This window comes from Derxia lacustris (assembly GCF_002105195.1).
GTDB lineage: Bacteria > Pseudomonadota > Gammaproteobacteria > Burkholderiales > Burkholderiaceae_E > Derxia > Derxia lacustris.
In genome coordinates, this window is sequence record NZ_MUHU01000008.1 from 340,188 (window position 1) to 360,735 (window position 20,548).

The 20,548-nt window shown below is 70.9% G+C and carries 14 protein-coding genes; 12 read left to right on the plus strand and 2 right to left on the minus strand.

The genetic code is table 11. The features are described from left to right. Positions 1 to 399 precede the first annotated feature (399 nt). Positions 400 to 1,743 (plus strand): polysaccharide pyruvyl transferase family protein, encoded by a 1,344-nt coding sequence (locus B9P64_RS08290; RefSeq protein ID WP_176256771.1) that lies wholly within the window; start codon positions 400 to 402, stop codon positions 1,741 to 1,743. Positions 1,744 to 1,838: 95 nt separating this feature from the next. Further along, positions 1,839 to 3,458 (plus strand): GMC family oxidoreductase, encoded by a 1,620-nt coding sequence (locus B9P64_RS08295; RefSeq protein WP_085315738.1) that lies wholly within the window; start codon positions 1,839 to 1,841, stop codon positions 3,456 to 3,458. A 62-nt stretch (positions 3,459 to 3,520) separates the two neighbouring features. Here B9P64_RS08295 and B9P64_RS08300 read toward each other — a convergent pair whose 3' ends face one another. Then, complete coding sequence (locus B9P64_RS08300; RefSeq protein ID WP_085315739.1) at positions 3,521 to 4,495, minus strand: LacI family DNA-binding transcriptional regulator; 975 nt, start codon at positions 4,493 to 4,495, stop codon at positions 3,521 to 3,523. Positions 4,496 to 4,697: 202 nt separating this feature from the next. On the opposite strand from B9P64_RS08300, the gene hemC reads away from it, so the two are divergent. The 8 genes from hemC (at position 4,698) to B9P64_RS08340 (ending at position 16,183) form a co-directional block, all read left to right on the plus strand. Then, the gene (gene hemC, locus B9P64_RS08305) at positions 4,698 to 5,660 is read left to right on the plus strand and encodes a hydroxymethylbilane synthase (RefSeq protein WP_085315740.1); all 963 of its coding nucleotides are present in this window, start codon (positions 4,698 to 4,700) and stop codon (positions 5,658 to 5,660) included. Between the two features lie 46 nt (positions 5,661 to 5,706). Beyond that, positions 5,707 to 6,504 carry a uroporphyrinogen-III synthase gene (locus tag B9P64_RS08310; RefSeq protein WP_085315741.1) on the plus strand — a complete coding sequence of 266 codons (798 nt, stop codon included), beginning with the start codon at positions 5,707 to 5,709 and terminating at the stop codon, positions 6,502 to 6,504. A gap of 6 nt (positions 6,505 to 6,510) precedes the next feature. Next, positions 6,511 to 7,596 (plus strand): uroporphyrinogen-III C-methyltransferase, encoded by a 1,086-nt coding sequence (locus B9P64_RS08315; protein WP_085315742.1) that lies wholly within the window; start codon positions 6,511 to 6,513, stop codon positions 7,594 to 7,596. 7 nt (positions 7,597 to 7,603) lie between these two features. Next, positions 7,604 to 8,812: a heme biosynthesis HemY N-terminal domain-containing protein gene (locus B9P64_RS08320; RefSeq protein WP_085315743.1), complete on the plus strand. Its 1,209-nt coding sequence runs from the start codon at positions 7,604 to 7,606 to the stop codon at positions 8,810 to 8,812. 321 nt (positions 8,813 to 9,133) lie between these two features. Continuing rightward, the gene (locus B9P64_RS08325; RefSeq protein WP_176256772.1) at positions 9,134 to 11,014 is read left to right on the plus strand and encodes a DUF1800 domain-containing protein; all 1,881 of its coding nucleotides are present in this window, start codon (positions 9,134 to 9,136) and stop codon (positions 11,012 to 11,014) included. A gap of 13 nt (positions 11,015 to 11,027) precedes the next feature. Continuing rightward, the gene (locus B9P64_RS08330) at positions 11,028 to 12,473 is read left to right on the plus strand and encodes a DUF1501 domain-containing protein (RefSeq protein WP_085315745.1); all 1,446 of its coding nucleotides are present in this window, start codon (positions 11,028 to 11,030) and stop codon (positions 12,471 to 12,473) included. A gap of 438 nt (positions 12,474 to 12,911) precedes the next feature. Beyond that, a complete protein-coding gene (locus B9P64_RS08335; protein ID WP_085315746.1) occupies positions 12,912 to 14,738 on the plus strand; it encodes a DUF1800 domain-containing protein in 1,827 nt (608 codons plus the stop codon). A gap of 11 nt (positions 14,739 to 14,749) precedes the next feature. Next, positions 14,750 to 16,183 (plus strand): DUF1501 domain-containing protein, encoded by a 1,434-nt coding sequence (locus tag B9P64_RS08340; protein ID WP_085315747.1) that lies wholly within the window; start codon positions 14,750 to 14,752, stop codon positions 16,181 to 16,183. Here the strand turns inward: B9P64_RS08340 and B9P64_RS24285 are convergent. After that, positions 16,170 to 16,877, minus strand: coding sequence for a hypothetical protein (locus tag B9P64_RS24285; protein ID WP_139826206.1), 708 nt, complete (start codon positions 16,875 to 16,877; stop codon positions 16,170 to 16,172). The genes B9P64_RS08340 and B9P64_RS24285 overlap by 14 nt on opposite strands. Positions 16,878 to 17,117: 240 nt before the next feature. On the opposite strand from B9P64_RS24285, the gene B9P64_RS08345 reads away from it, so the two are divergent. Together B9P64_RS08345 and B9P64_RS08350 are read left to right on the plus strand one after the other, a co-directional pair. Further along, on the plus strand, positions 17,118 to 19,076 hold the full coding sequence (locus tag B9P64_RS08345; RefSeq protein ID WP_139826207.1) for a DUF1800 domain-containing protein: 1,959 nt from the start codon (positions 17,118 to 17,120) through the stop codon (positions 19,074 to 19,076). A 12-nt stretch (positions 19,077 to 19,088) separates the two neighbouring features. Continuing rightward, positions 19,089 to 20,525, plus strand: coding sequence for a DUF1501 domain-containing protein (locus tag B9P64_RS08350; RefSeq protein WP_085315749.1), 1,437 nt, complete (start codon positions 19,089 to 19,091; stop codon positions 20,523 to 20,525). Positions 20,526 to 20,548 lie beyond the last annotated feature (23 nt).

A 20,548-nucleotide genomic window follows, 5' to 3' on the forward strand; every position in this document is an offset into this window, starting at 1 on the left:
ATTGCGTGCGGCAGTTCACGCAATTTCGGTTGGCAATCGCTTCGCATTTCTGGATTGCGATAACGCCGGCGAAACTCTCCAAAATTGCAATTGCCCCGCCTACTATCCATTTCAATTCGAAACGGAAGGCGGGCATTTGCATTCAATTGCCGGCGTTCGATATTCCGCAATGTGCGAAACAAACCCCATGCAATTGCCGCATGCCGGAATCGTCGTTTCGCATTGCGGATAGGGCGATATTGCAGGATGCAATGCCCGGGGATTATCTTCCGGCATTGGTTTCATCATGCGAAGCCGCCATTGGCGGGAAATGCATCGGCCGCCTGCCATTCCGCTTCGAAATTCATTCATTCCGTTTCATGGGAAGGGCGCTTCAGGCGCCGGATTTCAGGAGTTTGCATGGCAGCAATTGCGGATTCGACCGCGCTCGCGCGGCGCGTATGGCGAAAGTCGGGGCTCAAGACGCGCTGGAAAAGCTGGCGTCTCGATCAGCTGATCGCCGAATGGAGCGCCTTGTGCGCCCACCTCAAGGCACCGGCGGCCCAGGCGGGCGCGCCCGAAACCATCCTGTTCATCCCGCCCGACATGATGTTGCTGGTGGCTTCGCGCGGCGATGAAGCGATGATCTCGGTATTGCAGCGTGAAATGCGCGAGCGCTTTCCGGAAGCCCGGCAATTCGTGCTCACGCATGGTGCCCAGGCCTCGGCGCAGGCCCGTTCATTGGGAATGCGGCCGATCGAGATTCGCCATGAAGGCAAGCTGGCGCAGGCGCTCAAGCTTTGCCTCGATCAGCACGTCACCCATTGCATCACCATCGGCGCCGATGTGCTCGACGGCAGTTACGACCCGGTGTTTTCGGCCGAGCTGCTGGCGCTCACCGACCTGCTGGCACGCTCCGGCGTGCATTGCGCGGTCAATGGCTTCAGCTTCAGCGACCGGCCGTTTCCGGGCCTGGCGCAGTTGTATGAGGGGTTTTCGCGCAATGTGGTTTTCAACCTGCGCGATCCGGTGTCATTCGAGCGTTTCCGTCGTTTCAGTTCGGCCACCGCGCGTCTGACTGCCGATGCGGCATTCCTGCTGCCGCCGGCCAATGCGCTCGAAGGCGTCGGCGATTTCGACGGCTGGATCAATTCGCGCAAGGCCGCCGGGCGCGAAATCGTCGGCATCAACATCCATCCGCTGCTGCTCGAACTGGAGCAGCGCGAGCGCGTGCCCGAGCTGTGCGCGGCGTTCTCGCGCGTGCTCGAAAAGCTCGCACTCGACCGGCCGCTGGCCTTCGTGCTGCTGGAGCACGACTTTCGCGGCAGCTCGTCCGACTACCACTGCATCGACCGGGTCGAGGACCAGTTGCGCGCCACGATCAGCCCGCTGGTCTACCGCTTTCCGCGCGAGCTGAAGGCGGCCGAGGTGAAGCGCGTGGTCGGCGTGCTGGACGGCGTGATTACCGGGCGCATGCATCTGTCGATCGCCACCCTGGGCGCCGGCGTGCCGGTGTTCCTGATCGACTACAAGGCCAAGATGGAAGGGCTGCTCCAGCACTTCGAGCTGGACCGCGAGATGCGGCTGCCGGCCTGCGTGCTGTTCGACGAGGAGGGCACGCGGCTGGCGTTGCTGCGCTTCCTCGCGGCGCTGCCGGCGCTGCGGGCCCAGGTGGTGCGGCGGCTGCCGGCGGTCAAGGCGCTGGCGCATGCCAATCTGGATGCGGTGCTCGATCCGCAGGCCACGGCCGCCGCGCGCCACTGAGCCGGGCGCGGCGCCTGCCTTGAGCATGCAGGCGGTTGTCGGCTGTAATCGCCCGGCTTGCGCGTCCGCTCCGGGGGCGCGCCCACGGAGGCGAGATGCGGGATCTGGGCGACTACGACTATGTGATTGCGGGCGCCGGCGCGGCCGGCTGCGTGCTGGCCAACCGGCTGTCGGCCGATCCAGGCAAGCGCGTGCTGCTGCTGGAGGCGGGCGGGCGCGACAACTGGATCTGGATTCACATCCCGGTCGGCTATCTGTTCTGCATCGGCAATCCGCGCACCGACTGGTGCTACCGCACCGAGCCCGAACCGGGTCTGGGCGGGCGCTCGCTGCTGTATGCGCGCGGCCGGGTGCTGGGCGGCAGCACCTCGATCAACGCCATGATCTACATGCGCGGCCAGGCGCGCGACTACGACGACTGGGCCGAGCTCACCGGCGATCCGGGCTGGAGCTGGGACAGCGTGCTGCCGCTGTTCAAGCGGCATCAGGATCATTTCGACGGCGCGAGCGAGTTTCACGGCGCCGGCGGCGAATGGCGCGTCGAGCGGCAGCGGCTGCGCTGGGATCTGCTCGACCGCTTCGCCGAGGCGGCGCAGCAGGCCGGCATCGCGCCGAGCGCCGATTTCAACTGCGGCGACAACACGGGCGTGGGCGGCTTCGTGGTCAATCAGCGTCGCGGCGTGCGCTGGAATGCGTCGAAGGCCTTCCTGCGGCCGGCGCGGCGCCGGCCCAATCTCACCGTGCTGACTGGCGCCACCATCGACCATGTGCTGCTCGACGGGCGCGAGGCGCGCGGGCTGGCGCTGCGGCTGGGCGGCGAGCCGTGCCGCGCCGGCGCGCGCATCGAGACGGTGCTGGCGGCCGGCGCGATCGGCTCGCCCGGCATCCTCGAACGCTCGGGCATCGGCGCCGGCGCGCGCCTGCAGGCGCTGGGCATTGCGGTGGCGCACGACCTGCCGGGCGTCGGCGCCAATCTGCAAGACCATCTGCAACTGCGCACCGTGTTCAAGGTCGACGGCATCGCCACGCTCAACCAGCAGGCCAATTCGCTGCTGGGCAAGGCGCGCATGGGGCTGGAGTACGCGCTGTTCCGGCGCGGGCCGCTGACGATGGCGCCGAGCCAGCTCGGCGTGTTCGCGCGCTCGTCCAATGCGGTCGATTCGCCCGATCTGGAGTTTCATGTGCAGCCGCTGTCGCTCGACAAGTTCGGCGATCCGCTGCACCGCTTTCCGGCATTCACTGCAAGCGTGTGCGATCTGCGCCCGCGTTCGCGCGGTTCGGTGCACATCCGCAGTGCAGACGCGGCCGAGCCGCCGGCGATCGCGCCGTGCTATCTCAGCGATCCGGCCGACCGGCTGAAGGCGGCGCGGGCGCTGCGGCTGGCGCGCGAGATCGCAGCCCAGCCGGCGCTGGCGCCCTACAACCCGCGCGAGGTGATGCCCGGCCCGGCGGCGCAGAGCGACGAGGAGCTGGCCGAGGCGGCCGGTCGGGTCGGCACGACCATCTTCCATCCGGTGGGCAGCTGCGCGATGGGCCGCGACGACGATCCGCAGGCGGTGACCGATCCGCAGCTGCGGGTGCGCGGCATCGGCCGGCTGCGCGTGGTGGATGCGTCGGTGATGCCGACCATCACCTCGGGCAACACCAGCTCGCCGACGATCATGATTGCCGAGCGCGCCGCCGAGCTGATGCTGGCGGAGCAGGGCGCGGGCTGATCCGGGCGGCCGGCGCGGTCGGTCCGGGCCGGCTGGTGCCACGCCAGCGCCGATCCGGCCGCTCAGCCCGGCGCGCTCGCGCCGGCCACCTGCTCGCACTGCAAGCGCTTGCCGGCCAGCTTGCTGCCCGGCGCGGCGAGCGCGGCGGCGAGCCGCTCGACCGCCTCGTCGACCGCCGCCACGACCGGCAGCCGCACCGTGGCCAGCCCGGCGCCCAGGCCGAGCGCGCCCCAGCCCACGATGGCGACCGTGCCCGGCACGTCGAGCCCGAGTTCGCGGCAGGCGTCGAGCGCGCCGAGCGCCAGCCGGTCGTCGGTGCAGAACAGCGCCTGCGGCGGCCTGGCGCCGGCGAGCAGCGCCAGTGCGGCCCGCCGGCCCTCGTCGACCGAAGACGCGGCCACGTCAGCCAGCTGGGCCGAGGCGCCGCGCACCGCCGCGACGGCGGCTGCAAACGCGGTCACGGCGTCGGCGGCTGGCGTGGCGGTCAGGCAGGCGAGGCGCTTGCGCTTGCCGGCCAGCAGCCGCGCCGCCACCTCGGTGCCGGCGGCGGCCTCGTCGGCGCCGATGACCGGCACCGGATTGCGCGCCGCGCGCTGACCGAACAGATGCAGCGCCGGCACGCCGCTGCGCTGGCAGTCGCGCGCAAAGCCGTCGGGCAGCTCGGCGCCGACGATCAGCGCCGCATCGGCCTGGTATTGCATGAGCAGATCGAGCGCGCCGGCAGCGCCCGGTTCGCTATCGAGCCGCGCCAGCAGCGGATGCAGGCCGTGCAGCTGCAAGCGCTCGACGATGCGGCCGAGCGCCGGCGCCAGCGCCGGCTCGTCGACGCCGGCCAGCAGCACCGCGACCAGCCGGGTGCGTCCGGTCATCAGCCCGCGCGCGAGCTGATTGGGCCGGTAGCCGAGTTGAGCCGCCGCCGCCTCGACGCGGGCGCGGGTTTCGGGCGACACGCTGCCGCCCTCGGTAAAGGTGCGTGATACGGCCGAGATCGAAACCCCGGCGGCGAGCGCGACCTGTTGCGCGGTGACCCGTGGCATCGGGCAGTCCCTTCAGTGTGTTGGAGCGAGGCGCCATGACGCGCCGCAGCAGCCCTAGCAAGGATCGGCCCCGCCGGCTGGCGGGAGCGGGCGAGCGGCTATCATCGGCCGCCTTCGGCGCCACCTGCATGGTGGCGCTTCCTGCGATGCGACATTGCCGGCTCTGCCGCGCCTGCGCCTCGGTTTCTTCCCGCGTCCCGTCATGACCCAGCCCCTGTTTGCTCCGCCCGCCCGTCTTGTCATTGCTTCGCGCGAATCGCGGCTGGCCCTGTGGCAGGCCGAGCATGTGCGCGACCGCCTGCGCGCGCTGTATCCGCAATGCGACGTGAGCATCCTCGGCATGACCACGCGCGGCGACCAGATCCTGGATCGCAGCCTGGCCAAGATCGGTGGCAAGGGTCTGTTCGTGAAGGAGCTGGAGAACGCGCTGGCCGACGGTCGCGCCGATCTGGCGGTGCATTCGCTCAAGGATGTGCCGATGACGCTGCCGGACGGCTTCGAACTCACCGCGATCCTGGAGCGCGAGGATCCGCACGACGCCTTCGTGTCGCCCAAGTACGCCGGGCTGGCCGAGCTGCCGGCCGGCGCGGTGGTCGGCACGTCGAGCCTGCGGCGCGCGGCGGCGATCGCGGCGCGCTTCCCGCAGCTGCGCATCGAACCGCTGCGCGGCAATCTCGACACCCGGCTCGGCAAGCTCGACCGCGGCGAGTACGACGCCATCGTGCTGGCCTGCGCCGGGCTCAAGCGGCTCGGGCTCGAAAGCCGCATCCGCGCCGCGCTGCCGCCCGAGCAGTCGCTGCCGGCCGCCGGGCAGGGCGCGCTCGGCATCGAGATCCGCGCTGGCCGGCCGGAGCTGGCGGCCTGGATCGCGCCGCTGCATCACGCCGCGACCGCCGCCTGCGTCGGCGCCGAGCGCGAGGTGGCGCGGGCGCTCGGTGGCAGCTGCCAGACCTCGCTGGCGGCGCATGCGGTGATCGATGCCGGCCGGCTGCATCTGCGCAGCTGGGTCGCTTCGCCCGACGGTCGCGACAGCCTGGCCGATGCGCGCGACGGCGCGCCGGCCGATGCGGTCGCGCTCGGTGCCGCCAGCGCCGCCAGCCTGCTGGCCCGCGGTGCGGCGCGCTTCATCGCGCCGCCGCTGGCCGAGGAAGGCGCGGCCGAATGACGCCACGCGGCGCCGCTGCCCGGCTCGCCCGCGCCGGCCTGTGCCGATGAGCGCGCGCCCGACCGTCGTCTTCACCCGGCCGCGCGGCCAGGGCGCCGGGCTGCGCCAGCGCCTCGCCGAGGCCGGCTTCGGCGTGCTCGAAGTGCCGGCCTTCGAGATCGCGGCACCGGCCGATCCGGCCGCCGTGGCGGCGCAGCGGGCCCGGCTCGGCGAGTTCGACCTGATCCATTTCGCCAGCGTGAATGCGCTGCGCGGCCTGCTCGATGCACCCGGCGCCGGCGTGCGCCCCGGCGCCTGCGTGGCGGTGATGGGCCCCGGCAGTCGGGCCGAGGCAGAGCGTCATCCCGCGCTGGCCGGCGCGACCATCGTCACGCCGGGCCAGCAGCTGGCCGGCGATCCGCCGGCGCTCGATTCCGAAACCCTGCTGGTCACGCTCGATGCGCTCGGGCTGGCCCGGGGCCGCGCGCTGCTGGTCAAGGGCGACGGCGGCCGCGATGCGCTGGCGCTCGGTCTGGCCGCGCGCGGCATGCAGATCGAGCCGGTCGAGGTCTACCGGCGCCTTTGCCCCGCGCTGACCGACGCCGACCGGGCCGCGCTCGCCGCGCTGATCGGCCAGCCGGCCACGGTGGTCGCCACCAGCAGCGAGGGCATTGCCAACTTCCACACCATGCTCGCGCCCTGGCCGGCACTGGCCGGCTGGCTGGCCGGCACGCCGGTCGTCGTCACCCATCCCCGTGTCGCTCTCAGGGCACAGGCGCTTGGAATCGCCCATGTGCGACTTTGCGCGCCGGGCGATGATGCGATTTTCCGTTTGCTAGAAACCGGCGCCCAGCGCCAGGCCTGACACCGCATGCAAGTTTCCCCCCCTGGTCCCGAAGACTTCGGCACCGTCGCCGCAGCCGCCGCCACCCCGGCGCCGGCGCGGCTCACGCCCCTCAATCTCGCCCTCGCCGGCGGCCTGGCCGTGCTGCTGCTCGGCTGGCAGGTCTGGTCGCTGCACCGCGAGCTCGACAATGTGCAGCGCGAGCTGGCGCGGCGCGTCGACGATGCCGGCGGCCAATCGGCCGCCGCCGCCCAGAGCGCGCGCCAGTCGGCCGATCTGGTCGCCGATCTCGGCGCCAAGCTGTCGCTGATCGAGGCCCGGGTCGGCGAATCCCAGGCCCAGCAGCAGGCGCTGGAGCAGCTGTACCAGGAGCTGGCGCGCAACCGCGACGACATCCAGCTGGCCGAAATCGAGCAGGTGCTGACGACCGCCGCACAGCAGCTCGAACTGGCCGGCAATGTGCAGGCCGCGCTGGTCGCGCTGCAGACCGTCGACATGCGGCTGGCCCAGGGCGATCGGCCGCAATTCCTCGCGGTGCGGCGCGCCGTCGCGCGCGACATCGAACGCCTGAAGGCGCTGCCCGCCACCGACGTGACCGGCCTCGCGTTCAAGCTCGATCAGGCCATCGCCGCTGTCGACGACCTGCCCACGCTGGCCGACGTGGTGCCCAACGACAAGCCCGCACCGGCCGAGCCCGCGAGCCCGGCCAATGCCGACTACTGGCATCAGCTGCTCGACCGCGTCGCCCATGAGGCGCGCGACCTGTTCCGCATCCGTCAGGTCGGCCAGCCCGATGCGCTGCTGCTGGCGCCGAGCCAGGCCTATTTCGCGCGCGAAAACCTCAAGCTGCGGCTGCTCAACGCCCGGCTGCGGCTGCTGGCGCGCAACGAATCCGGCTATCGCGCCGATCTGGCCGTGGCCAGCACGCTGCTGCGCGGCTATTTCGACGACCGCGCGCGCGCCGTCGCTGCGCTCGGCAACACGCTGCGCCAGCTCCAGGCCGCCGAAGTCAGCATCGATCTGCCGTCGCTGAACGAAAGCCTGACCGCCGTGCGCAACTACCGGCCCACGGCCGCCGTCACCGCGCCGCGCGCGGAACCCAGCAAGCGTTGAGGCGGGCATGCGCGGACTGTTCTGGTTTGTCATCCTCGTCGCGGCCGGCATCGGCGTGGGCCTGCTGGCCCGGCTCAATACCGGCAATGTGGTGCTGCTGCTGCCGCCCTGGCGCATCGACATCTCGCTCAACCTCTTTCTCACGCTGCTGCTCGGGTTGTTCGCGCTGTTCTATGCGGTGATGCGAGTGGTCATCAACACGCTCGAACTGCCGACGCGGGTCGCCGCCTTCCGCAAGCGCCAGCGCGAGCAGGCCGCGCTCGACGGCCTGAAGGGCGCGCTGCAAGCCTATTTCGAAGGCCGCTTCGCGCGCGCCGAACGCAGTGCGCTGCTGGCGCAGGAAGTGCCCGGCTATGGCGGCATCGCCGCGCTGGTGGCCGCGCGCGCCTCGCAGAAGATGCGCGAATTCGCGCGCCGCGACGGCTGGATCGAGCGCGCCGAGGCCGACAACTCGGTCAAGACCGCGCGCCTCATGACCCAGGTCGAGCTGCTGCTCGAAGAACGCCGTGCCGACGAGGCGCGCGAGCTGCTCGGCCAGCTGCATGCCTCGGGCGCGCGTCATGTGGCCTCGCTGCGGCTGGCGCTGCAAGCGGCCCAGCAGGTCGACGACTGGGAGGAAGTGCTGCGGCTCGTGCGCCAGCTCACCAAGCGCGACGCCATGCATGCCACCGTCGCGGCCAAGACCAAGGCCGTGGCCTATGCCGCGCTGCTGGCGCGACGCGGCGGCGATCTGCCTGGGCTGCGCAATTTCTGGCTCAGCGTGCCGGGCGAGGACCGCTCCATCGTCGAGGTGGCCGGCCCGGTGGCGCGCGCGGTCGCGGCCCACGGCGATCACCGGCTGGCGGTCGAGATCCTCGAAACCGCGCTCGAAAACCGCTGGGACGACCGGCTGCTGCTGGCCTATGCCGCCGTCAGCTCGCGCGACGACCGGCTGGCCCAGATCCAGCGCGCCGAAGCCTGGCTGAGCAGTCATCCGCAGGACTCCACGCTGTTCTTCGTTCTAGGAAAACTCTGCGAACTGGAAGGGCTGTGGGGCAAGGCGGCCGATTATCTGGAGCGCAGCCTGCGGCTCGAAAAGCGGGTGGATGCGCTGTACGCGATCGGAAATGTGGTTGCGCATACCGGAGACCGAAATAAAGCATGTGAAATTTTTCACGAATGTGCCTCTTTCGCAGCTTCACAACTGGTGGAAAGTCAGACAGCGCAAGGCTCCTGACTAGGACTTCGCCGCAGTCGCGGTGCGGGTGATCGCTCATCCGGCCGCGATCGGACCCGCTGGTGTTCTAGGTGACTTGCCGAGGTTTTCCGAGCGGGCACTCGCCCGGCGCCGCTCGTTCGGTGCCAGCGCCCGCCCGGCGACCGTTTCCAGACCTTGCGGGGTATTTCAAGCCTTGTCCGGGCTTTCAGGGCTGGCACCGCCGGCCCGCTGGCGATCGCCAGCCGGCAAGCGCTGTCGCAGTGGCTGCTCGGTGGCCGTCCGATTCTCGGCTGCACGTTCGCGCTGATGGAATCCGCTCCGTTTCCACGGAGGACTTCCATGACCCAACGCATTCCGGCCAGCGGCGCGCTCGACGCCCTGCGGCTCGCGCTTTCGGCGGCGCTCGCGCTGGCCCTTGCCGCCTGCGGCGGCGGCGGTGGCCTGCCGACCGAGTCGTCCGGCACCGCCACGGCAGCGGCGGCAAGCGCTTCGTCGGCCACCACCAGCCTCGACGGCACGGCGGCCGCCTACATTCCCACCGTGGCCGCCGATGCGGTCGTCACGCCGCGCGCCAGCGCCCAGGCCACCACCACGCTGATGGCGGCGTCGGATGCGGCCCGGCTGGCCCAGCAGGCCACCTTCGGCCCGACCGAGGCGCTGATCTCGACCATCGCCACCCAGGGCGCGAGCGCCTGGATCGCGGCCCAGATGACGGCCGCGAAAAGCGTCTATCCGGCGCTCGGCACCTCGGCCGTCGATACCAACACCAATGCCAGCGCCACCTGGTGCCAGACCCAGGTCGGCTATGACGCGGCGGCCAACTCGACCTGCTGGCGCGACAACATGTCGGTGGTGCCGGTCGGCTGGCAGTTCTATCGCCAGGCGCTGGCCGGCGAGGATCAGCTGCGCCAGCGCATGGCACTGGCGCTGTCCGAGCTGCTGGTGGTGAACAACCGCCAGATCGAGGGCACCTATGCCTTCCGCGACTACCAGCAGATGTTCCGCGACTACGCCTTCGGCAACTACCGCGACCTGCTGCGCGAGGTGGCGCTGAGCCCGGTGATGGGCCAGTTCCTCAACAGCGTCAACAACGACAAGTCGGACCCGAACGAGAACTTCGCGCGCGAGTTCCTGCAGCTGTTCACCATCGGCACCTGCCAGCTCAACCATGACGGCTCGCTCACCGGCGGCACTTGCCAGCCCAACTACGACAACGCGATGGTGCGCAACTACGCCTATGCGCTGACCGGCTGGACCTATCCGGCCGGCGGCGCCAACGGCTGGTGCAAGCCGCTGTGCAACGGCTGGCAGAACCCGCGCTTCCTGCGCGGCCGCATGGTGGCGGTCGACGGCCATCAGGACACCACCGCGCGCACCCTGCTGAACGGCGTGCAGCTGCCGGCCAGCCGCACCGCCGCGCAGTCGCTGGAGCTGGTGCTCGACTCGGTGATGAACCACAAGAACATGGCGCCGTTCATCGCGCGCCGGCTGATCCAGGCCTTCGTCACCAGCAATCCGTCGCCGGGCTATCTGGCCGCCGTGGCCACCGCCTTCGAGAGCGGCAGCTATGCCGGCTTCGGCAGCGGCACGCGCGGCGATCTGGCCGCCACCCTCGCGGCGGTGCTGCTGTCGACCGAGGCGCGGCTCGACGGCTATGTGTGGGGCGACGGCTATGGCCGGCTGCGCGAGCCGGTGCAGCTCTACACCGCCGTGCTGCGCGCCACCGAGGCCAGCACCGACGCGATCTGGTTCAACTGGACCTTTGGCGACGGCCTTGGCCAGGACCCGTTCAATGCGCCGTCGGTGTTCAACTTCTACGCGCCCGACAACGCGCTGCCCGGCACCTCGTATGTGAGTCCGGCCTTCGGCATCGAGAATGCCAGCACCACGCTGTCGCGGATCCAGTTCCTCTGGATCCTGAACAACCCCTGGATCACCAGCGGCCTGCGGCTCGATCCGAGCAGCGGCGTGTCGGGCTCCTGGGGCACCTACATCACCATGAGCAAGTGGCTGCCGCTGGTGACCGATCCGGCCACGCTGGTCGACCGCTTCAATCTGCTGACCACCAGCAACCAGCTCACGCCGACGCAACGCCAGGCGGTGATCGACGCGGTATCGGCCTGGAACTCGACCAACGATCCGACCAACTGGCAGGCGCACCGGGTTCGCACCGCGGCCTATCTCACCTTCCTGTCACCGCAGTTTTCCATCGTCCGCTGAGCCGGGAGCCCGCATGAATCGCAGAAACTTTCTCCGCCTCGGCAGCGGTGCCATCGCGCTCGGCAGCGGCGTGTTCGCCCTGCCGCTGCCGGCCGGCGCCGCCACCGACTACCGCGCCCTCGTGGCCATCATGCTCAACGGCGGCAACGACGGCATGAACACCCTGGTGCCGCTCGATGCCACCCGCTATGCCCAGTACAAGGCGGTGCGCGGCACGCTGGCGCTGAGCACCACCAGCGAAAGCAGCCGCACTACCGGCCCGCTGGTGCCGGTGCTCGGCGGCGGCTGGGGCCTGCATCCGCGACTGGCGGCGCTGCAAAAGTACTTCGACGCCGGCAGCCTGGGCGGCGTGCTCAACGTCGGGCCGCTGGCGCGGCCGACCACGCGCAGCCAGTTCGCCAGCTGGCGCTCGCTGAGCACGCCCAATCTGCTGCCCGAATCGCTGTTCAGCCACAGCGACCAGCAGAAGCTGTGGGAGAACGGCGTGGCGCTGGCCGACACCTCGTCGGTCGGCAACACCGGCTGGGGCGCGCGTGCCGCCGATGCGCTGGGCGCGCCGATCTACTCGTTCGGCGGCAATTCGCGCTTTGGCACCGGCGCCAGCGGCTCGGCGCTGATCCTGCCGGGGCCGGGCATCAACATGGCCGACATGGTGTCGTCGGTGACCCTGGTGACCGACTATGTGCCGGGCCAGAAGCTGACCGCCGCTTCCAAGCTGATGATGGAATCGCCGCGCGCCAACTCGGTACAGATGAATGCGCTTGCAGCGCTGCGCAAGGCCGGCCTCGCGGCGGTCGATGCGCTCGGGCCGACGGTCAAGGCCACGCCCGGCAGCGGCGCCTATGCCGCCATCGACAGCGCTTTCACCGCCAGCTACATGACCAGCGCCAGCGCCACCGCCACGGCCTACAGCCAGGACCTGGGCCAGCAGCTCTACCAGGTGGCCAAGATGATCGCCAACCATGCGGCCATCGGCGGCGCGCGCCATGTGTACTTCGTGTCGCTCGGCGGCTTCGATACCCACAACGGCCAGCTCGCCACCCAGGCGGCGCTGCTGTCGCAGCTGGGCATCGGGCTGGCGTCCTTCATGTCGGCGATGAACATGCTCGGCCTGGCCAGCTCGGTGACGGCCTGCACCATGTCGGACTTCGGCCGCACCTTCAAGCCGAACAACGGCGGCGGCACCGACCATGCGTGGGGCAATTTCCAGCTGGTGGCGGGCGGCGCGGTGAAAGGCGGTGCGCTCTACGGCACGGCGCCCGACTACACGCTCGGCGGCGCCAACGATGCCGGCATCGACAGCTGGGAATACCAGGGCCGCTGGATTCCGACCACCTCGGTCGACCAGTACGCCGCCACGCTGCTGAGCTGGCTGGGTCTGAGCGCCAGCCAGCTGCTCACGGTCTTCCCGAATCTGGCCAACTTCACCAGCCGCAACCTCGGCTTCATGAACGCCTGAAGCCGGCCCGGCCGGCGGCGTGCGCCGGATGCGACTTTTGCCCGCCTCCCGCACCGATGCTGGTCGCGCCGCTTTCCTGCCGCCGGCCCGGGTTTTGGCGCGGCCGACAGCAGGACTTTTCCGGCCAGGCCTCGGTGCCGGCCCGGATCGGTCTGCGGGTTCCCGCTCACCCGGTCGGGCGGCAGTCCGAGCCGATCGGCGTGGCGCCGGAAACTTGATGAAAGCCAAGCGCCGGCTGCCGCAAGCGCGAAGCAATCGCTTGCCCTGTGCATCGGGTCGCGCTCCCCATTGCGGCACCGGTCGGCCGCGCGGCTCGGCCGGCGTCCGATAGCCGAGCGTGGGCTTGCACTGCTGCAATCCGTCATCCACCCGTCCCGGCATTGCCGGCGGCAGCCGCCGCCACCGGGATGGGCGACGACATTGCAGCGAGGGCGACCCATGACGATCGGCAGGCAGGCGGTGCCAAGGCGCGGGCAGGGCGCCGGCATGGGCCGGGGATGGGCGCTGGCGCTGGCCCTGCTGGCGGCGCTGCTCGCCGGCTGCGGCGGCGGTGGCGACGCGACCGCCGCCGCCGACAGCGGCAGCGGCGCCGGCCGCGCCAGCGTGCAGAGCACCGCGAGCGTGGCTGCGCTGGCCGATGCGCCGACCGACAGCGTCGACGCGGCCCGGCTGGCCCAGCAGGCCAGCTTCGGCGCCACCGACGAGCTGATCGCCGAGATCGCCGCGCGCGGTCCGGCCAAATGGGTGGCGCAGCAGATCGCCATGACCATGACCAGCTATCCGGCGCTCGGCGACAGCACGCTCGACCGCTGGACCCGCACCGACCAGAACTGGTGCGACGGCAACTTCGCCGCCGGCACGCTCGCCAACGTGTTCTGCTGGCGCGACCAACTCACCGCCACGCCGGTGGCCTGGGCCTTCTACCGCCAGGCCATCACCGGCCGCGACCAGCTGCGCCAGCGCATGGCACTGGCGCTGTCGCATCTGTTCCCGGTCAGCGACATGGAAGTGCCGGGCACCTACGGCATCCGGCAATGGCACCAGATGCTGCGCCAGATGGCGTTTGCCAATTACCGCGACCTGCTGCGCCAGGTGGCGCTGAGCCCGGTGATGGGCGAGTTCCTCGACAACGCCAACAACAGCAAGACCGATCCGAACGAGAACTTCGCGCGCGAGCTGCTGCAACTGTTCAGCCTCGGCACCTGCCTGCTCAACCACGACGGCACGCTCAAGGGCGATGCCTGCCAGCCCACCTACGACAACGCGACGGTGCGCAACTACGCCCATGCGCTGACCGGCTGGACCTATCCGGCCGGCGGCCGCAATCCCTGGTGCGCCGGCACTTGCAGCGACGGCAGCAATCCGCGCTACCTGCTCGGCAACATGCTGGCAGTGCCGGCGCGCCACGACGGCGCAGCGCGCACGCTGCTGTCGGGCCGCCAGCTGGCCGCCGGCAGCACGCCGGCCGGGGCGCTGGAAGTGGTGCTCGACTCGCTGATGCGCCATCCCAATCTGGCGCCGAGGGTGGCGCGCCGGCTGATCCAGCATTTCGTCACCAGCAATCCGTCGCCGGCCTATGTGGATGCGGTCGCCAGCGCCTTCGACACCGGGCTGCATGCCGGCATCGGCAGCGGCAGCCGGGGCGATCTGGCCGCCACCGTGGCGGCGGTGCTGCTGCATGCCGAGGCGCGCGATCCGGCCGCCATCGACCAGCCCGGCTACGGCCGGCTGCGCGAGCCGATGCAGCTGTGGACCGCCGCGATGCGCGCGCTCGATGCGCGCAGCGACGGCGTGTGGTGGAACTGGGCCTATGGCGACGAGATGCGCGAGCGGCCGCTGAGCCCGCCGTCGGTATTCGGCCACTACCAGCCCGACACGCCGCTCGGCAGCAGCGGCCTTGTCGGCACCGGCTTCGACATCGAGGACGAGACCACCTCGCTCCAGCGCAATGTGCTGCTGCAATACCTCAACTTCAGCGTTGGCGACGATGTGGTGCAGCTGCCGGCGCCGAGCGTGGCCGGCGCCATCGGCACCGTCATCAGCCATGACCGCTGGCTGCCGCAGGTGGCCGATGCGGCGGCGCTGGTCGACCGCTTCGACCTGCTGCTCACCAGCCGCCAGCTCACCGCCGAGCAGAAGGCGGTCATCGTCGCCGCCGTCGCCGTCATCACGCCGGCGACCCAGGGCGCCGGCTGGCAGAACCGCCGTCTGCGCACCGCCGCCTATCTGGTGATGATGGCGCCGCAATTCTCGATCGTCCGCTGAGGAGCGCCCGCATGGATCGCCGACATTTCCTGCGTGCCGCCGGCGCGCTCGCCGGCCTGGGCGGCGGCTGCCTCGACCTGCCGCCGGCGCAGGCCGCGTCCGACTACCGCGCCCTGGTGGCGGTGATGCTCTACGGCGGCAACGACGGGCTGAACACCGTGGTGCCGCTCGATGCCGACCGGTTTGCGCGCTACACCGCGCAGCGTGGCGCGCTGGCCTTGCGCCGCAGCGCCGATGCCGGCCAGTACATCGGCCCGCTGCTGCCGCTGGCCGACGGCGGCTGGGGTCTGCATCCGCGCCTGGCCGCGCTCAAGCCGCTGGCCGATGTCGGCCGGCTCGCGCATCTGGCCAATGTGGGTCCGCTGGCGCGACCCACCACGCGCGCCGACTACGCCAGCTGGCGCAGCGCCAATCTGGCCCGACTGCCCGAGGCGCTGTTCAGCCACAGCGATCAGCAGACGCTGTGGCTCAACGGCGCCAGCCGCACCGAGGGCTCGGCGATCGGCGCGACCGGCTGGGGCGCGCGGCTGGCCGAGCTGCTGGGCGCCGGCAACTACTCGCTGGCCGGCAATGCGCGCTTTGGCTGCGGCAGCGGCGGCAATGCGCTCAATCTGCCGGCGCCCGGCACCAATCTGCGCGCCGGGCTCGACGCCTGGCGCCCGGGCGCCGCCAATCCGGTGCTGGCGCGGCTGAGCGACGGCTTCGTGGCGAGCGCCCGGGCGCCGATCGACAACGCGCTGTTCAACGCGTTTGCGCGCATCCGCAGCAGCGCGCTCGATGCCGCCAGCCGGCTCCAGCCGGTGATCGCCGCCACGCCGTCGAGCGATGCCGGCTATGCCGCGATCGACGCCGCCTTCACCCGCGCTCGGCCCAACGGCGCCGGCAGTCAGGCCGCCTATGGCAGCACGCTCGGCAATCAGCTCTATCAGGTGGCCAAGATGGTCGCGAGCCGGGCCAGCGTCGGCGGCAGCCGGCAGGTGTACTTCGTGGCGCTGAGCGGCTTCGACACCCACGGCGGCCAGCTCGGCAGCCAGGCGGTGCTGCTCGGCCAGCTGGCGGTGGCGCTGGCCGCCTTCTTCGATGCGCTGGGCACGCTCGGGCTGGCCGAGGCGGTGACCGCCTGCACGCTGAGCGACTTCGGCCGCACGCTGCGGCCCAACAGCTCGGGCGGCAGCGACCACGGCTGGGGCAATACCCAGCTGATCCTGGGCGGCGCGGTGCAGGGCGGCGCCTGGGGCAGCTATCCCGAGCTGACGCCGGGCGGCCCGGACGATGCCGGCATCGACAGCTGGGAGCAGCAGGGACGCTGGATTCCGACCACCTCGGTCGGCCAGTACGGCGCCACGCTCGGCCGCTGGCTCGGGCTCGACGACGCGGCGCTGCTGGCGGCCTTCCCCGATCTGGCCAATTTCGCGCAGCGCGACCTGGGCTTCATGAAGCGCTGAGCGGGTCCTTGGCGGGCGCGGCGTCGATGCCGTAGATGCGGGTCGTGCCCAGCACCAGCAGCGGATGCTGATAGCGATTGCTGCGCGGCTTGCGCAGCACGCCGCGATGGTCGTCGAGCACCAGCCGCTCGCAGCCGACCGCCTTGGCCAGCACCAGTCCGCCTTCGTAAAAGCGCACCCGGCGCGGTCGCGGCTCGAAGGCGGTGTAGACGAAGGCCGCCAGATCGGTGAACGGCCGGTGCATCACCAGCCGGCCGTCGCGGTGCGCGGCGAGCCATTCGCGCAGCAGATCGTGGTCGGCCGGCGCGAGCGGCGTCTTGATGCTGTCGGCCAGCTCGGTCGCGCTGAAGAAGGTCGACGAATCCTTGGCCTCGCTGCGCACCAGCGTCACGCTCTGCACGCCGAACAGCACCTTGGGCAGCCGCATCCAGCGCGGCACGCGGCCCCGGCAGCGGTCGTTGATGTGGGCCTCGATCGAGCCGCACAGCGCGATCAGCGATTCGGTCCAGTCGCGCACCGCAGCATCGCTGCCGTGAAAGATCGGCAGATCGTCGACCAGCCGCGCGAGGCCGGGCGGGCCCGGATCCCACCACTTGGCGCGCCAGGCATCGATCCGGGCCGCCGGCGGCGCGTCGGCGAAGGGCTTGGGCGCGGCGGCGCGTGGCGTGCTGTCGAACGGGGCGGGGCTTTCCATGCTGCTGGCTCCGGAGTTGACGGTTCGGTTCGGTGCGCAGGCCGCCGCGGGTGCGGGCTGCGGTCGCAGCTTAGCCAGAGCGGCGGCCGGCGTCGCGGGCACCCGTCTAGGCCAAAGTCCGAGCCGCGCTTCGTGCATTGCAGCGAAGCGACAGTAAGCGCGTGCTTAGCATCTCTTTTCCGCGCGGCTGGCGCCTGGCTGGCGCGCTGCAATCCCTTCCTCCCCCCGGAAGGTGATGCCATGACAACCAGAACTCTTCCCGCGCCGGCAGCGGCCCTGCCGACGGCGCGGCCGCAAGCCTGGCGCCGGCGTGCCGGCCTGCTGGCCGGCGTGCTCGCGCTGGCTGCGGCGCTCGGCGGCTGCGGCGGCGGCGATCCGCTTGCGGCGGCTTCCGCCAATCGCGCCGGCGTCGCGGCCGCCGATCCGGCCACGCGTGATGCCGCCGACCCGACCGCCGATGCCGCCGCATCCGCCGCCCCGAGCGCCGCCGATCCCGGCGCCGCCGTCGCCGATGCCAGCGCCGCGATCGGCCGCGCCACGCGCCAGAGCCTGGCCAGCGTCGCCGCCTCGGCGGCCGAGGCCACCACCACGCTCGACGCGGCCCGGCTCGCCAACCAGGCCACCTTCGGCGCGACCAATGCCGTCATCGCCGAGATCCGCAAGGCCGGCCCGGCCAAGTGGATTGCCCAGCAGATGCTCACCACGCGCAGCGTCTATCCGGCGGTGGGCAGCGATGCCGTCGACCGCTGGACCGGCGCCGGCGACTGGTGCGCCAACCAGTTTGCCGACGGCACGACCGCGCGCCAGTACTGCTGGCGCGACTACTACACCGCCACGCCGATGGGCTGGCATTTCTACCGCCAGGCCATCGGCGGCAAGGACCAGCTGCGCCAGCGCGTGGCCTGGGCGCTGTCGCAATGGCTGGTGGTCAGCGACACCGAGGTCTACAGCGCCTACGGCATGCGCGAATGGCACCAGATGCTGCGCGACCGGGCGCTGGGCAATTACCGCGACCTGCTGCGCGAGGTGATCCTCAGCCCGGTGATGGGCGCCTTCCTCAACAACGTCGACAACGGCAAGACCGACCCCAACGAGAACTTCGCGCGCGAGCTGCTGCAGCTGTTCAGCCTCGGCACCTGCCAGCTCAACCGCGACGGCACGCTCAAGACCGGCAGCTGCATCGCTACCTACGACAACGCCCGGGTGCGCGAATACGCCTATGCCCTCAGCGGCTGGACCTATCCGGTCGGCGGCAGCAACTACTGGTGCGCCGCCAAGTGCGGCTGGCGCAACGTGCGCTACTTCAAGGGCCGCATGGTGGCGGTCGAAGCCCAGCACGACAGCGCCGCGCGCAGCCTGCTGTCGGGCGTGACCGTGGCCGCCGGCAGCAGTGCCGCCGTGGCGGTCGAGCGGGTGCTCGACTCGCTGATGAAGCATCCGAATCTCGCGCCCTTCGTCGCGCGCCGGCTGATCCAGCACTTCGTCACCAGCAATCCGTCGCCCGCGTATGTGGAGGCGGTCGCCACCGCCTTCGAGACCGGGCTGTATGCCGACATCGGTCGCGGCCTGCGCGGCGATCTGGCCGCCACCGTGGCCGCCGTGCTGCTGCATCCCGAGGCGCGCGATCCGGCCGCCATCACCCGGCCCGCCTACGGCCGGCTGCGCGAGCCGGTGCAGGCCTGGACCGCCGCGATGCGCGCGCTCGACGTGCGTACCGACGGCATCTGGTGGACCGGCCTGTTCGGCCGCGACATGGGCCAGGCGCCGTTCAGCCCGCCGTCGGTGTTCAGCTACTACGCGCCCGATGCGGCGCTGGTCGGCACGCCCTATGTGGCGCCGGCGATGGGCATCGAGAACGAGGCCACCACGCTGTCGCGGCTGTCGCTGATCCAGTACCTGTCGATCGGCGCCCCGAGCAACGGCCAGGTGGTGGCGCCGACCGCCACCGTGGCCGGCTCGATCGGCACCACCATCAGTCATCAGCGCTGGCTGCCGGCCGTCGACAACAGCGCGCTGCTGGTCAACCAGATTTCGCTGCTGCTCACCGCCAGCCAGCTCACCGTCACGCAGAAGGCCGCCATCGTCGCGGCGCTCGATGCCATCAACCCGACCACCTTCGGCAGCTACTGGCAGACGCGCCGGCTGCGGGTGGCGGTGTTTCTGGTGATGGCCTGTCCGCAGTTTTCGATCGTCCGCTGAAGGAGCGCCCGCATGGACCGCAGAAACTTCCTGCGCGCCGCCGGCGCGCTGGCCGGCCTCAAGGTCGGCTGTCTCGAACTGCCGGCGGCCGAGGCCGCGACCGGCTATCGCGCCCTGGTGGCGGTGATGCTCGCCGGCGGCAACGACGGCATGAACACCGTGGTGCCGCTCGACAGCAGCCGCTACGACCGCTACTGCGCGGTGCGCGGCAGCATCGCGCTGCGCAGCGCCGCCGATACCGAGCATGTGCTCGGCCCGATCGTGCCGATCGGCGACGGCAGCTGGGGCCTGCATCCCCGGCTGGCGGCGCTCAAGCCGCTGGCCGATGCCGGCAGGCTCGCGCATGTGGCCAATGTGGGTCCGCTGGCCCGGCCGACCACGCGCGCCGACTTCGCCGCCTGGCGCAATCTCAACGATGCCGACAAGCTGCCCGAGGCGCTGTTCAGCCACAGCGACCAGCAGAAGCTCTGGCAGAACGGCGTCAGCCGTACCGACGGATCGAGCGTGGGCGCGACCGGCTGGGGCGCGCGCCTCGCCGAGCGCGCGAGTGCCGGCCTCTATTCGTTCGCGGGCAATTCGCGCTTCGGCAGCGGCAGCACGCGCAGCGCGCTGATCCTGCCCGGCCCCGGCGCGACGATGACCGGCGGCCTCGGCGCCTGGCAGCCCGCCGCCACCTGGGATCCGGCGGTCAAGCTCAATGCCGCCTTCCTCACCGCGATGAAGGCGCCCAATGCCGATCCGCTGTTCAAGGCGTTTGCCAGGCTGCGCGCGAATGCGCTCGATGCGGTCACCCGGCTCGGCGGCCTGATCGCGGCCACGCCCGGCAGCGTGGCCGGCAATGCCGGCATCGATGCCGCCTTCCAGCGCGCCTATGCCTGCGGCAGCGGCACGGTCAGCGCCTATGCCACGGTGCTCGGCAAGCAGCTCTATCAGGTGGCCAAGCTGATCGCCGCCCATGCCACGGTCGGCGGCAGCCGGCACATCTACTTCGTGCAGCTGGGCGGCTTCGATACCCACGGCGGCCAGCCCGACATCCAGGCCGATCTGCTGAGCCAGGTCGGCATCGGGCTGGCGTCCTTCATGGAGGCCATCGACGGCATGGGCCTGACCGACTCGGTCACCAGCTTCACCTTGTCCGACTTCGGCCGGACCTTCCGGCCCAACAACACCCTGGGCACCGACCACGCCTGGGGCAACACGCAACTGGTGCTCGGCGGCGCGGTGCGCGGTGGCGCCTGGGGCAGCTATCCGGAGCTGACGCTGGGCGGGCCGGACGACGCCGGCATCGACAGCTGGGAGTTCCAGGGTCGTTGGATTCCCACAACGTCGGTCGACCAGTACGCGGCGACCTTGGGGGGCTGGCTCGGGCTAGGTGAGGCGGCTCTGTTAGCGCTTCTTCCCAACCTCGGAAATTTCTCGGTGAAACGCCTTGGCTTCATGCAGGTTTGATTGCAGATGCGAATCACGATAAC